Consider the following 14143-nt stretch of genomic DNA (forward strand, 5'->3'; position numbering starts at 1 on the left):
CCCGCTCCGGCGCCGGGCGGGCGGCCCGGGCCGGCAGTGACGGCGAGGCGGTCATCACCGCGCAAGACGTCGCCGACGGCGCCGCCGAGGGTGACATCACCTGCATCCGGTTGATCCGGGACGGCGGCCGGCGGGTCGGCGGTGTGCTCGCGACGCTGGTCTCCTTCGCCAATCCGTCGATGATCGTCATCGGGGGTGGGTTGGCGCAGCTCGGTCACGTCCTGCTGGCCGAGATCCGCAGTGTCGTCTACCGCCGGTCCCTGCCGCTGGCCACCGGGAACCTGCCGGTCGTGCTCTCCGAACTGGGCAGTCGCGCCGGTGTGACCGGGGCGGCCGTGCTGGCCAGTGACGCGGTCTTCGAGCAGGCGTCATGAGCACCGCGGCGGAGGGCGAGGTGGTGCTGCGGCTCACCGACGTGGTCAAGGTCTTCCCGGGTGTCCGCGCCCTCGACGGCGTGCAGCTCGAGGTGCGTGCCGGCGAGGTGCACTGCCTGCTCGGGCAGAACGGGGCCGGCAAGTCGACCCTGATCAAGGTGCTGGCCGGTGTGCACCACGCGGACGCCGGCGAGATCACCTGGCAGGGCGAGCCGTTCGCCCCGGCGACTCCGCAGGCCGCGATGCGGGCCGGGATCGCCACCATCTATCAGGAGCTCGACCTGGTCGATGACCTGTCGGTGGCGGAGAACGCGTTCCTCGGCCACGAGCCGAGCCGGTTCGGTTTCACCCGGCGGCGCGTCACCGCGTACGAGACGAAGTCGATTTTGACCCGCCTCGGCCATGCCGAGATCGCGCCGCGGCGCCTGGTCCGCACGCTGCCGGCCGCGGCCAAGCAGGTGGTGAGCATGGCTCGCGCGCTGTCGCACGAGGCCCGCCTGATCGTGATGGACGAGCCGAGCGCGGTGCTCGCGCACGACGAGGTGGCGAACCTGTTCCGGATCATCCGGGAGCTGACCGCGCAGGGGATCGCGGTCATCTACATCTCGCACCGGCTGGACGAGATCCGCGACATCGGTGACCGGGTGACCGTGCTGAAGGACGGCCGGACCACCGCGGCGAACCTGCCGGCCCGCACCACGCCGACCCGCGAGCTGGTGGGCAAGATGACCGGCCGCTCGATCGAGTACGTGTTCCCGCCGCGGAAGGAGACGACCGAGCAGCCGGAACCCCTGCTGGTCGTCGAGAACCTGACCCGGCACGGGGAGTTCGCCGAGGTGAACCTGACGGTCCGCCCCGGCGAGATCGTGGGGATCGCCGGGCTGGTCGGTTCCGGGCGGTCCGAGCTGCTGGAGACCGTCTTCGGTGCCCGCCGGCCGGACACCGGCACGGTGCGACTGGCCGGCCGGCCGATCCGCAGTGTCGAGGCCGCGGTGCGCAACGGGATGGGGATGGCCCCGGAGGAGCGCAAGAGCCAGGCGCTGCTGCTGGACGAGCCGATCTTCAAGAACATGACGCTGGCGTCGTTCGCCCGGTTCGCCCGCGCCGGTTTCACCGACACGGGCGGCGAGCGGGCGGCAGCGACGCGTACGGCGCAGTCGCTCGACCTGCGCCCTCCCGGGGTGACGCGCCCGGTGCGGACCCTGTCCGGCGGCAACCAGCAGAAGGTGGTGGTCGGCCGCTGGCTGCTCGGCGAGACCCGGCTGCTGCTGCTCGACGAGCCGACCCGGGGTGTGGACGTGGGTGCCCGGGCGGAGCTCTACCAGGTCATCCACGACCTGGCCGAGCGTGGGGTGGGCGTCCTGCTGGTCTCCAGCGAGGTGCCGGAGGTGCTCGGGCTGGCCGACCGGGTGCTGGTGATGCGGGAAGGCCACATGATCCACGAGGCGCCGGCCGCGGAGATCGACGAGGACACCGTTCTGAACCTCGTCATGGCGGGGTCGCTGCTGGAAGGGGAGCCGGCATGACCGGCCGCACCGTCAGGGCATGCCAAGGGAGCACAGAATGACAACTGAGACTCTGCGCGCCGACCAGCGGGAGCCACGGCGCCTCGACGAGGGGACGATCCGCAACCTTGGCCTCGTCGGCGTGCTCGTCGTCCTGGTCATCATCGGGATCATCACCCGGCCGGAGCTGTACAGCGATCCGACCTGGGTGCGCAACAACGTCCTGACGATCCTTCAGCAGGCCTCCGCGATCGGTGTCGTGACCGTCGGCATGACCTTTGTGATCATCGGCGGCGGCATCGACCTGTCGGTCGGCGCGATCATCGCGCTGGCCGGCGTCTGGTGCACCACAGTGGCCACACAGAGTTTCGGCGCGGCCGGCATGATCTTCACGGCGATCATGGTCGGGCTCGGGGTCGGGCTGGTCAACGGCGTGCTGATCGCGTACGGGAAACTCGTACCCTTCATCGCCACCCTCGCCATGCTGGTGGCCGCCCGCGGTCTCGCCGCGCAGATCTCCGACAAGCAGACGCAGATCTCGACGAACGAGACGATCAACGGGATCGCCACCACCCGGATCCTCGGCATCCCCCTGCTGGTGATCATTCTGGCGGCGGTGGCGGCGGCCGGCTGGGTGCTGCTGAACCGGACCACGTTCGGCCGCCGTACGGTCGCGGTCGGCGGCAACGAGGAAGCCGCCCGCCTGGCCGGCATCAACGTGAAGCGCCAGACCCTGCTGCTCTACATGCTGTCCGGTCTGTGCTGCGGCATCGCCGCGATCATGCTGACCTCACAGGCGACCAGCGCCCAGGCGGGCATGGCCAACCTCTACGAGCTGGACGCCATCGCTGCGGCGATCATCGGCGGCACGCTGCTCAGCGGTGGCCGCGGCACGATCGTCGGCGCCATCTTCGGTGTGCTGGTCTTCTCCACCATCACCAACCTGTTCGCGATCAACAACCTCGAGACCGAGGTCCAGAACATGGTCAAGGGCGGCATCATCGTCGCCGCCGTCTTGATCCAGCAGTTCCGCTATCAATCGCTCACGCAGTTGTTCAAGAAGAACTGAAGAGACGGGAGCAATAATGTCCTCATTGTCCCGTAGGCGCGTTCTGTTCGGCGGCGCTGCCGTCGGCGCCGGCGCCCTGCTCACGGCCTGCACCAGCAATGACACCTCCAACAACGCCCAGGTCAACACCAACAGCGGCAACGACAACGCGCAGCCCGGCCAGAAAGTGGTGATCGGGTTCTCCGCACCGGCCGCCGACCACGGCTGGATCGGCGCGATCACCAACAACGCCAAGGCTCAGGCCGGCGAGTACTCCGATGTGGAGCTTAAGCTGACCGAGGCCGGCGCGGACGCGGCCACCCAGCGGGCGGCCATCTCCACGCTGATCGCGGAGAAGCCCAGCATCATCGTGATGCTGCCGTACGACGGCAAGGAACTGAACGCGGCCGGCATCCAGGCGATGCAGGCCGGGATCCCGGTGGTCAACCTGGACCGGGCGTTCCCCTCGCCGAACGCGTACCGGCTGCAGATCAAGGGCGACAACTACGGCATGGGGCTGGCTGCCGGGACGTACATCGGCCAGCAGCTCAAGGCCAAGGGCGTCAGCAGCCCGGTGATCGGCGAGATCGCCGGCATCGACTCGCTCGAGCTGACCCAGGAGCGGTCGCAGGGCTTCAAAACCGCGCTCGCCTCGTTCGGCTTCAAGGTCGCCAACCGCCGGGCCGCCGACTTCACCGTCAACGGCGGGCAGCAGGCCGCGACCGACCTGTTGCAGGCGCTGCCCCAGATGGACGCGCTCTGGAACCACGACGACGACCAGGGCGTCGGCGTGCTGGCCGCGATCGATCAGGCCAACCGCAGCGAGTTCTTCATGGTCGGCGGCGCCGGCTCGAAGGCGGCGATCGACGCCATCGCCAAGGACGACGGCGTGCTCAAGGCCACCGTGACCTACAGCCCGTCGATGGCCTCCTCGGCGATCTCGCTGGCCCGCCTGATCGCCCAGGGCAAGGGAATGAGCGACCTGGTCGAGCTCCAGGTACCGAAGGAGATCATGCTCAGCTCCGAGACGATCACCAAGGAGAACGCCGCTCAGTACAGCAAGCTCGGCTTCTAAGGGGGCAGCATGTCGCAGGACCTGCGAGTCGGCATGGTCGGCTACGCGTTCATGGGGGCCGCGCACTCGCAGGCCTGGCGCACCGTCAATCATGCCTTCGACCTGCCAATGCGGGCACGGATGTCGATGGTGTGCGGGCGTTCCGCCGGCCAGGTGGCGGACGCGGCCACCAAGCTCGGCTGGGAGGGGCACACCACCGACTGGCGGGCGATCGTCGAGAGCGACGCGATCGACCTGGTGGACATCTGCACGCCGGGCGACACCCATGCCGAGATCGCGCTGGCCGCGCTCGCCGCCGGCAAGCACGTGCTCTGCGAGAAACCCCTGGCCAATTCGGTGGCCGAGGCACGCGAGATGGCCGCGGCCGCAGCCCGCGCCAAAACCCATGGGGTACGGGCGATGTGCGCCTACAACTACCGCCGGGTGCCGGCCGTCGCGTTGATGCGCGAGCTCGTGGCGGCCGGGCGGATCGGCACCATCCGGCACGTGCGAGCCGTCTACCTGCAGGACTGGATCGTCGATCCGCAGTTCCCGCTGGTCTGGCGGCTGCGCAAGGAGATCGCCGGATCCGGGGCGCTGGGTGACATCGGCGCGCACATCGTCGATCTCACGCAGTTCGTCACCGGTCAGTCGATCACCTCGGTGTCGGCGCTGACCGAGACGTTCGTACGGACCCGGCCGTTGCCGTCGGCGTCGTCCGGGCTCTCCGCGGCCGGCAACGGCGCCGCCCTGGGTGATGTCACGGTCGACGACGCGGCGCTGTTCCTGGCCCGGCTGGACGGGGGAGCGGTCGCCTCGTACGAGGCCACCCGCTTCGCCACCGGCCGCAAGAACGCCCTGCGGGTCGAGTTGAACGGCTCGCTCGGCACGCTGGCGTTCGACTTCGAGCGGATGAACGAGCTGGAGTTCTACGACGCCGCTCTGCCGGCCGCCGAGCAGGGCTTCAGCCGGATCCTGGTGACCGAGTCGGAGCATCCGTACATGTCCGCGTGGTGGCCGCCGGGCCACCTGATCGGGTACGAGCACTCCTTCACCCACGAGGTCCGCGACCTGATCGACGCGATCGCGACCGGGCAGGACCCGTCGCCGTCGTTCGCCGACGCGCTGCAGGTGCAGCTGGTCCTGGGCGCGGTCGAGCGGTCCGCCGCCTCGGGCAACTGGGCGGAGGTGGAGTCGGCCCTGCAGGCGAGCGCGGCCGGCTGATCCGGCCGATCGAGGAAGTCCGCCGGGATCGGTGAGGGACGGCGTGGTTGCGCCCCGCGCCGGCCGGTCCACGGTGGGTGACGCGGATGCGCGGGCGGGTCTGCCCGCGCATCCGCTTCGGCGTGCTTCAGCACGCGTCAGACGCACGGGCAGTCGATCATTGCGTGTCCATTTACGCACAGTCTGAAGGGCGGAACCAGGCGGAAAGGCCTTTCCCGATGGTTCCAGCGCAAGCTACTCGCTGGTCATCCCATTTCGAGACATTTATCAAAAGCGATATCTCCACGCCGTTCTGATCACATCCTGGCCGCTCACCGGTCGCACGCTAGGTACGCCGGTGATCCGGCTCACGCCGCACGCTCGTATCCGAGGGCAAGGCATTCCACGGATGGAGGCGGCGATGGGACCCCGGGCAGACGGCGTCGGTCGATCAAGGACCGGCGCCGAGATGGTCCATACTGGAGGCGTTAGCACGAGCGAATGCACGTGCACCTGCACGGGTGACCTCGTCCGGGGAGGATATTGATGCGGCTGCGACATCCCTCCGGCCGGATCGTGCACCTCAGTTGTGGCATCAGCCTAGACCAGGCGGAGTCGCTGTCCGCGGCCGTCGAGCGCCTGGACGCCGCCACCTCGGCGCTGCGCACCCGGTTCGGCAGCGGCACGCTCGGGGTCGCGCTCCGGCTGCCGTACCCACTTGCCGCCGCCCTCGCTGACGACGGGCGCGCTCGTACCCGGCTGCGTACCGAACTCGACGCCCGCGGCCTCGAGGTGGTCACGTTGAGCGGCGGGCCCGGCGCCGAGGGCGGCGGCCAGAGCACGGTCGACTGGAGCGAGCCGGCCCGGCTGCGGCAGACCCTCGACCTGGCCCGGATCCTCGTCGACCTACTGCCCGCCGAGGAGGTCCGCGGCGCCCTCGGCAGCTGCGGCCTCGGCCGCCGCGAGCAGTGGGACGGGGCGCGGCAGCAGGCCGGCGCCCGCCACCTGCGCCGCCTCTCCGGGGGCCTCGCCGACCTCGCCTGGCGGGTCGGCCGGGCGGTCCGGTGCGGCTTCCAGCCCGGCCCCGGCTCGGTGCTGGACAGCCCGGAGGAGACCGTCGCCGCGCTCACCCGGGTCGACAAGGACCGGCTCGGCGTCTATCTCGACCTGGCCACCGTGCTGCGCGACTGGCCCGACCCGGAAGCCGGCGTCGACCGGCTCACCGACGCCGGCCTCTCGGTCATCACGGTCCGGATCACCGACCCGGCCGGCGGCTGGCAGCCCGTCCTGCGGCACCTGCTCGCCGCCGACGCCGCCCGCACCGAATATGTCGACGTGGACACCCCCGGCGACTTCTCCCGGGCCGCGGACCACCTCGCACGCGTCCTGGAGGAGCTCACCGGCATCGGCCTGGTGCCGGAGCAGCAGCCCTGCACCGCGCCCTGATCCAGGTCTTTCGCCGCCCGCCCGTGCCGCCGTAGAGTCGCGGTGGGGCCACCGCCGCGACGGGCGGGCCGAGCGGGAGGCGCAAACCCGCACGGCCCAGTCGACACGTGCCGATTTCCGTGGTGACGCCTCGTGGGCCGGTTCCCCTCACCGGCCGGCCGACGCCAGCCACGAGGGAGGAAAGCATGGCACGACCCATCACGCTCTTCACCGGCCAGTGGGCCGACCTGCCGTTCGAAGAAGTTTGCCGGCTAGCGTCCGAATGGGGCTACGACGGACTGGAGATCGCCTGCTGGGGCGACCACTTCGAGGTCGACCGCGCGCTCGCCGAGAGCGACTACATCGAGCGCAAGCAGGAACAGCTCGCCAAGCACAACCTCAAGTGCTTCGCGATCTCCAACCACCTCGTCGGTCAGGCGGTCTGCGACCACCCGATCGACGAGCGCCATCGCGGCATTCTGCCGCCGGCCATCTGGGGCGACGGCGACCCCGAGGGGGTACGGGGGCGCGCGGCCGACCGGATGAAGGACACCGCACGGGCCGCCGCCAAGTTCGGCGTCTCGACGGTGGTGGGCTTCACCGGATCGTCCATCTGGCACACCGTCGCCATGTTCCCGCCGGTCCCGCCCGAGATGATCGACCGGGGATACGCCGACTTCGCCGACCGCTGGAACCCGATCCTGGACGTGTTCGACGAGGTCGGGGTGCGGTTCGCCCACGAGGTGCACCCCAGCGAGATCGCGTACGACTACTGGACCACCCGGCGGACCCTGGAGGCGATCGGCAACCGGGCGGCCTTCGGGCTGAACTGGGACCCGTCGCACTTCGTCTGGCAGGACCTCGACCCGGTCAACTTCATCCTCGAGTTCCGTGACCGGATCTATCACGTGGACTGCAAGGACGCGAAGGTGCGCACCGGCGACGGCCGGCGCGGGCGGCTCAGCTCCCACCTGGCCTGGGCCGACCTGCGCCGCGGCTGGGACTTCGTCTCCACCGGCCACGGCGACGTGCCCTGGGAGGACTGCTTCCGCGCGCTGAACAGCATCGGCTACTCAGGGCCGATTTCCATCGAGTGGGAGGACGCCGGGATGGACCGGCTCGTCGGCGCGCCCGAGGCCCTCCAGTTCGTCCGCCGGCTCGCCTTCGACGCCCCGGCGGCCGCGTTCGACGCCGCCTTCTCGTCCAGTTCCTGACCCACGGACGACGCAGGGCCGCCCCGTGCCGGGGGCGGCCCTGCGTGGTGTCCGGCGTCAGTACGTGGTGCCGGTGGTGGTGCTGCTGCTGCCGGTGCTGGTGCTCTTCGACCCGGCGAGCGTGTCACTGGGCGCCAGCAGTTCGTCCGTGGTGTCCGAGCTCTTGCTGCTGCTGCCGGTCGTGCCGGTGGTCTGCAGCTTCTCACCCAGCTTGGACGTCTGCAGCTTGTCCTTGCCCTCGGTGTACAGCTTGTTGGCCTGCGCCTGGGCGACGCCGGCGGCCTCCTGCACCGTCGGGTGCTGCCAGACCTTCTGAGCGTTGGCCCGGATCTCTTCGTACTTCTCCCGGCCGGCACGGCTGCCCAGGACGAAGCCCGCCGCGAGACCGGTGAGGAACATCAGCTTTCCGCGCATGATGGCGGCTCCTTCCGTTGATGACGCGCGTGCGTCTGCGGGGTGCATACCCATCCTGTCGGGCCCATACTCCCCGGATCTTGGATTCCTCCCCATGTCATCCGCACCGTGACCCGCCGAGGGGTATCCCGTTGGTGGGGCGGTCGGATGGTCATGTAGTCTGTTCTCCGTCGCCAGGGAAGCCCGGCGGCACAGGTAGTACGAGCAGTCCCCGATAGCTCAATTGGCAGAGCAGCCGGCTGTTAACCGGCAGGTTATTGGTTCGAGTCCAATTCGGGGAGCACATCGGATCCCAGGCCACCACGGCCTGGGATTTTCTGTTTTTCCGGCCGGCTCTACGGGAACCCCACGGGCACGTCGATGCGCTCCTCGCGTACCCCGAATGGTGTTGATCTTGCGGCCGACGGCCGCCTGGCCCCTTTCGCCTCCCAGGGTGCACATGCCCGGTTACGCTGAGTCCCGCGTCTATAGCAGTCTGTGAGGTGTTCATGTCGCAGCCGGTTGAGGTGGACGTCGTCATCGTCGGCGGCGGGCTCGCCGGGCTGTCCGCTGCCCGGCGGCTCGACCGCGCGGGTGTCGAATGGCTCCTCGTCGAGGGAGCCGACCGCGTCGGCGGCCGGGTCGCCACCGACGTCGTCGACGGATGGCGGATGGACCGTGGTTTCCAGGTCCTCAACACCGCCTACCCGCGGCTCCCGGCGCTCGTCGACATCGACGCGCTGGACATGCGCTACTTCACCTCCGGGGTGCTGGTGCGCCGCGGCGGCGGCCTGCACCGGCTGGAGAACCCGCTGCGCGACCCGCTCGCCACCCCGCAAACCCTGACCTCCGGCGTCGGCACCTTCGCCGACCGGCTGAAATTCGCGGCGCTCGCCACCCGGTGCGCCACGCTGCCGGTCTCGAAACTGCTCGACATGCCGGAAACCACCACGCAAGAGATGCTGCGCCACGCCGGCCTCTCCCACCGGATCATCGAAGAGGTGCTGCGGCCGTTCTTCTCCGGCGTCTTCGCCGACCGCACCCTCGACACCTCCAGCCACGTCGCCGCGATGGTGCTGCGCTCCTTCACCCGCGGCCGGATCGGCGTGCCGGCGGCCGGCATGGCCGCGCTGCCCGCCGCGATCGCCGGCCCGCTGCCGTTCCCGCAGCTGCTGATCGGCGCCCGCACCCTGTCCATCGGGCCGGGCATCGTCGTCACCGAAGGCGGCGAGATCCACTGCCGGGCCATCATCGTCGCCACCGACCCGCTCACCGCCGCCGCCCTGCTGCCGCGGCTGCCCCGCCCCGAAGTGCACGGCCTGACCACCTTCTACTTCGGCGCCGACCGGGCACCCATCGACGAACCCATCCTGCTGATCGACGGCGACCGGCGGGAGATCATCGCCAACACCGTCGTGATGAGCAACGCCGCCCCCGAGTACGCCCCCAGCGGCAAAAGCCTCATCGCGGCCAGCATCGTCGGGGTCTCGGCCCCGTCCAGCGCCTCCGAAGCGGTGATCCGGGTCGAACTGTCCCGCATCTACGGCGCGCCCACCGACGACTGGGACCTGCTCAACGTGGTCACCATCCCGCAGGCGCTGCCCGCGGCCCGCGCGCCCCAGGCCCGGCTGCGCAAGCCGGTCAACCTGGGCGACGGCCTCTTCGTAGCCGGCGACCACCGCGACAGCCCCTCCATCCAGGGCGCGCTCGCCGGCGGCTGGCGCGCAGCCGGAGCAGTCCTGGCGTCACTGGGCGCCCGGGCCGAGGTCTAATCAGATTCCAGGGGGCGACATGAGCGATCTCAACCCGGAGAATTACGCCGAATTCACCACACAAGACGGGCCGGAAGAGCCTTCGGTGGGAGACGAAGGCCTGCCGAGAGTGGAGGACCTGCAACCTCCCGACTTCGTCTCCGACCCCCGGCGACAGATCATCCTTCTACCGAAATCCCTGGTGCGCTGATAGATCGCTAGCTGCGGGAGCGGGGCACGGGATAGGATCGCCGCCGGTACGGGGCGGTAGCTCAGTGGGTTAGAGCAGGGGACTCATAATCCCTCGGTCGCGGGTTCGAGTCCCGCCCGCCCCACCAGCAGAACTGTCGCTTTAGCCCGCGTCCGAGCGTAGCTCGTGACGCGGGACGTGACGCAAGTCGGTGTTAGCGTTCCGAACATGACGCGACGGGCGATTCCCCGGCAGCGACAGCGGGGGACTATCGACACGCTCCCGAGCGGAGCCCTGCGGGTGCGCGTGTACGCGGGCGTCGACCCGCTGACGAAGCGCCGGCACGACCTGACCGAGGTCATTCCTCCCGGCCCACATGCCGCGCGTGAGGCGGAGAAGGCCAGAACCCGGCTGCTGAATCAAGTCGACGAGCGCCGCAACCCGAGGACCAGGGCGACGGTGAACCAGCTTCTGGACCGTTGGCTTGAGGTACTCAACGTGGAGCCATCGACCCGCCGGGGCTACGTCCTCAAGCTGGACAAGCACATCCGGCCCATGCTGGGCAGCGTGCAGGTCGCTCGGGTGGATGCCGAGCTGTTGGAGACGTTCTACGCGCGACTGCGGAAGTGCCGCGATCATTGCGACGGACGGCGATTTGTGCAGCACCGGACGCAGCGCCCGCACGAGTGTGATCACCGGTGTGGAAAACATGTGTGCAAGGGCTTAGCGGCTTCCACGATCCGCCAGATTCACTGGATCCTGAGTGGTGCGCTCGATCGGGCGGTGCGATGGAAGTGGATCGCTCTCAACCCGGCGGAGCAAGCCGAGAAGCCGGCGCTGCCGCATCCCGACCCTCAGCCGCCGACGGCCGCCGAGGCGTCCCGCATCGTCGCGGCAGCCTGGCGAGATCCCGACTGGGGGACGTTCATTTGGTGCGCCATGACGCTTGGCGCGCGGCGCGGCGAACTGTGCGCACTGCGGTGGCAGCACGTCGACCTAGTGAACAGCGTGGTCACGCTGCGCCGAGCGATTTCTGTTGGCGAGGACGGCAAACTGGTGGAGAAGGACACCAAGAGCCACCAGCAGCGACGCACAGTCATGGACCCCGATACGGCTGAGGTGCTTGCCGAACACAAACGTCGCTGGGAAGCTCGCGCACGGGCTCTAGGAATCGATCTACCGCCTGAGGCGTTCGTGTTCTCTCCGGCCCCGGACGGCAGCGCGTTCCCGGCGCCCGACACGATGACGCAGAGGTACGACCGCTTGGCGAAACGCCTCAGCATTGATAGCCACCTGCATACCCTGCGGCACTACTCGGCCACCGAGCTGATTGCGGCCGGGACTGATATTCGCACCGTGGCTGGCAGGCTCGGGCATGGCGGGGGAGGAGCGACCACGCTTCGCGTCTATGCCGCGTGGTTGAGCGAGGCGGACCAACGGGCGGCGTCGACTCTTTCCGGCCGAATGCCGGCACGTCCCACCGCTGCCGCCGATCACGATGCATCTGAGTCAGCTGTTCGCGCTCCGCGCCGGCCTCGCGCTCCGCGCGAGGCGAAGAGCATGGCCTTCGAATGGTGGCAGGCCGCGCGCCTCGCCGGAGCGGCGCCGACCGGCGCGGAGGTCGCAAAGGCCGCGGGCGTCGACCCGAGCGTTGGGCGGCGTTGGCGCCGTGAATGGCTCGCAGCAGAAGAGTAGTGATTGCCGCGTCTCTGTTCAGTGGCAGACGGCCTAGACTGGTGCGCACCTTTAGTGGACCAAGGAGTCGCAGTGCAGGGCGCAGCCAATGGGTGAGGTCACCGCGAACGTGGAGAACACCGTTCGTGGCTGGATCAGCAGTGGCGAGTACGGCCCTGGCTCGCGCCTGCCGTCAGAACGACAAATGGCCTCCACGCTAGGTGCTGGACGAACGACGATCCGGCTCGTACTCGCAAAGCTGGCCGCCGAAGGCTTGATCCGATCGGAGCACGGCCGGGGCTACTTCGTCTGTGAGCCATCCCGGTAACGTTCCGGACATGGGCGACGCGAGCGACCTGCAACCCTGGCGGATCCATGGCGAGCGGACGATCTATGACAACCAATGGGTACGGCTAACTTTGGCCGATGTCGAGCCGCCCGGGACTAAGCGCTTCGAACATCACGTCGTGCACCTTCAGCGAGTAGCAATTGCGGCGGTGATCGACGACCAGGACCGCGTGCTGATGATGTGGCGCTATCGCTTCGTCCCCGACCGCTGGGGGTGGGAGCTGCCCGGAGGCATCGTCGAAGCCGGCGAGGATTCCGCCGCCGCGGCGGCTCGTGAGGTCGAGGAAGAGACCGGGTGGAGGCCGACCTCCCTGACGCAGGTCATCGCGTTTGAGCCGATGATTGGCATGGTCGATTCGCCGCATGAGGTCTTTGTGGGTGCTGGAGCCACTTACGTAGGCGAGCCAACCGAGGTCGAGGAGGCTGGACGCGTGGAGTGGGTGCCGCTCGCCGAGGTGCGCAGCATGATGGAGCGTGGTGAGCTGGCCGGCTCGGGCACGCTGGTTGCCCTGCTGCACGTGCTTGCCTTCGGGAAGCCGAGCGTCACATCTGCTGCATGAGTCGTTCGACTCGTTGACGATGCCTGATGGAACCGGTCTGGGTCGCGAGCGAGCGTGCCTTCCGTAGCTCCGCGCGCGCCTGATCGAGTTCGCCTCTCACGAGGTGCGCCTGTGCAAGGTCGCAACGATGCCCCGCCTGAGCCCTGATGAAGGTGGCATCCATGGTTTCGAGGCCTGCTCGGAGATCAGCGATCGCATGCTCGTCTCCCAGTAGCGTGAGTGAGTGACCTCGCCAGCGCGTCAGATGTGCCTCGTTCAAGAAAACGCTGCGGAGGTCAGCGTCCCGATCTTCTGGTCCGTCAGGCAGCGCGAGGCATGCTAGATCGAGTGCCCGGCGGCAGTCGCCTGGCTTTCCGGCATGGGCGTAGAGTTCCGCCTGAGCAGCATATAACCAGGCGGTCAATCGGCGCGAGATCTGCCTGCCGCCGAGTCGTTGCGCCTCGCTGACAAGTTGGGCCGCGAGTTCAGGCCGGCCGGCATCAGCGAGTACGAAAGCCTGCTCGCCCATCGAATGCACGACATGAGCCGTGGATTCTGCCTCACGGGCTGCGCTCTTGGCGAGTTCGTAGTGTCGCCATGCTCGGTCGGCTGCGCCGACATCCAACGCCTGCCACGCTGCCATTGACGCAGCCTCGGCGAGCGCCAGAGCCAGTGGCTTCCTGGCGTCGGGCAGGACTGCGAACGCGAGTGCTTCTTGTAGATGGTCTAGGTGGGCGTGCACCTGGTCGACAAGGGCGGCGGCTCCAACCTGGCGGTCCATGGTGCGAAGCAGTTCGGTTTGCTGGATCACCGTCTGCACGATCGAGCCACCGACCGTCCGGGCAGACTCGATCCTCAGCAGGAGCTCCTCGTAGCCGTCGACCAGCGTGCTGGCCGCCGAACCCCCGTCCCCGGTCAGTTCCGCATCGGTCCATCCGAGCAATGCGCGAAGGATCGCGGCGTACTTTGAGGGGAGATCCCGCCGCCCGTTTTCCCAGTCGGAGACGTAGACGTGCAGGCTGGACTTCGAGGCGACATCGATGCCGTGGCGCCGCGCGTAGTCCTCGATCTCGTGGATCAGTCGCGCCTGGGACCACTGCTTCGCGTGTCGTGCTTCTCGAAGTCTCACCAGCCACCCGCCGTACCCGTCGATCGACCGCTGTCGACTCAAGCTTGCCCTGATGGCTTCTAGTTCTGAAGCCATCAGGGGTTAACTCCGCTGCGTTAACTCCTGTTGACTTCCGGCGCGGTACCGCTCGGCGTTCTGTTGGTGGCAGCAAGACAACACCAGCCTCCTGAAGCATCTGGCACCTGCCGAGCTTGACACTGGTGCGCACCAGTTCCCTAGACTGGTGCGCACCAGTTGAGTCTGGTGTGGAACGAGAGACGGCCGCCGGTGCTGCAACACCGAACGGCCGTCGAGAT

14 protein-coding genes and 2 tRNA genes are annotated in these 14143 nt (G+C 68.7%); 14 read left to right on the forward strand and 2 right to left on the reverse strand.

Annotation, left to right across the window (positions count from 1 at the left end):
• From AB0F81_RS29635 to AB0F81_RS29665, 7 genes are all read left to right on the forward strand, one after another.
• On the forward strand, positions 1-374 hold a 374-nt coding region (locus AB0F81_RS29635), incomplete at its 5' end, for an ROK family protein (protein WP_360202491.1).
• Positions 371-1900 carry a sugar ABC transporter ATP-binding protein gene (locus tag AB0F81_RS29640; RefSeq protein WP_360202493.1) on the forward strand — a complete coding sequence of 510 codons (1530 nt, stop codon included), beginning with the start codon at positions 371-373 and terminating at the stop codon, positions 1898-1900. The genes AB0F81_RS29635 and AB0F81_RS29640, both read left to right, overlap by 4 nt.
• Positions 1901-1937: 37 nt before the next feature.
• Complete coding sequence (locus AB0F81_RS29645) at positions 1938-2948, forward strand: ABC transporter permease (RefSeq protein WP_360202494.1); 1011 nt, start codon at positions 1938-1940, stop codon at positions 2946-2948.
• Between the two features lie 16 nt (positions 2949-2964).
• Positions 2965-4002, forward strand: a complete 1038-nt coding sequence (locus tag AB0F81_RS29650) for a substrate-binding domain-containing protein (RefSeq protein WP_360202495.1) — start codon at positions 2965-2967, stop codon at positions 4000-4002.
• A gap of 9 nt (positions 4003-4011) precedes the next feature.
• Positions 4012-5205 carry a Gfo/Idh/MocA family oxidoreductase gene (locus AB0F81_RS29655; RefSeq protein WP_360202497.1) on the forward strand — a complete coding sequence of 398 codons (1194 nt, stop codon included), beginning with the start codon at positions 4012-4014 and terminating at the stop codon, positions 5203-5205.
• Positions 5206-5730: 525 nt separating this feature from the next.
• Entirely contained in the window at positions 5731-6630 is a 900-nt protein-coding gene (locus AB0F81_RS29660) for a hypothetical protein (protein ID WP_360202499.1), read from the forward strand.
• A 185-nt stretch (positions 6631-6815) separates the two neighbouring features.
• The gene (locus AB0F81_RS29665) at positions 6816-7823 is read left to right on the forward strand and encodes a sugar phosphate isomerase/epimerase family protein (protein WP_360202501.1); all 1008 of its coding nucleotides are present in this window, start codon (positions 6816-6818) and stop codon (positions 7821-7823) included.
• A gap of 57 nt (positions 7824-7880) precedes the next feature.
• Here AB0F81_RS29665 and AB0F81_RS29670 read toward each other — a convergent pair whose 3' ends face one another.
• Entirely contained in the window at positions 7881-8237 is a 357-nt protein-coding gene (locus tag AB0F81_RS29670) for a hypothetical protein (protein WP_360202502.1), read from the reverse strand.
• A gap of 208 nt (positions 8238-8445) precedes the next feature.
• On the opposite strand from AB0F81_RS29670, the gene AB0F81_RS29675 reads away from it, so the two are divergent.
• The 7 genes from AB0F81_RS29675 to AB0F81_RS29705 all read left to right on the forward strand — a co-directional run bounded on the left by AB0F81_RS29675 (position 8446) and on the right by AB0F81_RS29705 (position 12739).
• Positions 8446-8518: transfer RNA gene (locus tag AB0F81_RS29675), tRNA-Asn, on the forward strand.
• Between the two features lie 207 nt (positions 8519-8725).
• Positions 8726-9988, forward strand: coding sequence for an NAD(P)/FAD-dependent oxidoreductase (locus AB0F81_RS29680; RefSeq protein WP_360202503.1), 1263 nt, complete (start codon positions 8726-8728; stop codon positions 9986-9988).
• Positions 9989-10007: 19 nt separating this feature from the next.
• Positions 10008-10178, forward strand: coding sequence for a hypothetical protein (locus AB0F81_RS29685; protein ID WP_360202505.1), 171 nt, complete (start codon positions 10008-10010; stop codon positions 10176-10178).
• A 50-nt stretch (positions 10179-10228) separates the two neighbouring features.
• Positions 10229-10305 (forward strand) — tRNA-Ile (locus AB0F81_RS29690).
• 152 nt (positions 10306-10457) lie between these two features.
• Positions 10458-11852 carry a tyrosine-type recombinase/integrase gene (locus AB0F81_RS29695; protein WP_360202507.1) on the forward strand — a complete coding sequence of 465 codons (1395 nt, stop codon included), beginning with the start codon at positions 10458-10460 and terminating at the stop codon, positions 11850-11852.
• Positions 11853-11940: 88 nt separating this feature from the next.
• Positions 11941-12159 carry a winged helix-turn-helix domain-containing protein gene (locus tag AB0F81_RS29700; protein WP_360202509.1) on the forward strand — a complete coding sequence of 73 codons (219 nt, stop codon included), beginning with the start codon at positions 11941-11943 and terminating at the stop codon, positions 12157-12159.
• 10 nt (positions 12160-12169) lie between these two features.
• A complete protein-coding gene (locus AB0F81_RS29705; protein WP_360202510.1) occupies positions 12170-12739 on the forward strand; it encodes an NUDIX domain-containing protein in 570 nt (189 codons plus the stop codon).
• On the opposite strand, the gene AB0F81_RS29710 is transcribed toward AB0F81_RS29705, so the two are convergent.
• Positions 12723-13847 (reverse strand): helix-turn-helix transcriptional regulator, encoded by a 1125-nt coding sequence (locus AB0F81_RS29710; protein ID WP_360202512.1) that lies wholly within the window; start codon positions 13845-13847, stop codon positions 12723-12725. The genes AB0F81_RS29705 and AB0F81_RS29710 overlap by 17 nt on opposite strands.
• Between the last annotated feature and the right edge of the window lie 296 nt (positions 13848-14143).

Origin of the sequence: Actinoplanes sp. NPDC024001, assembly GCF_040638955.1 — a bacterium.
GTDB lineage: Bacteria > Actinomycetota > Actinomycetes > Mycobacteriales > Micromonosporaceae > Actinoplanes.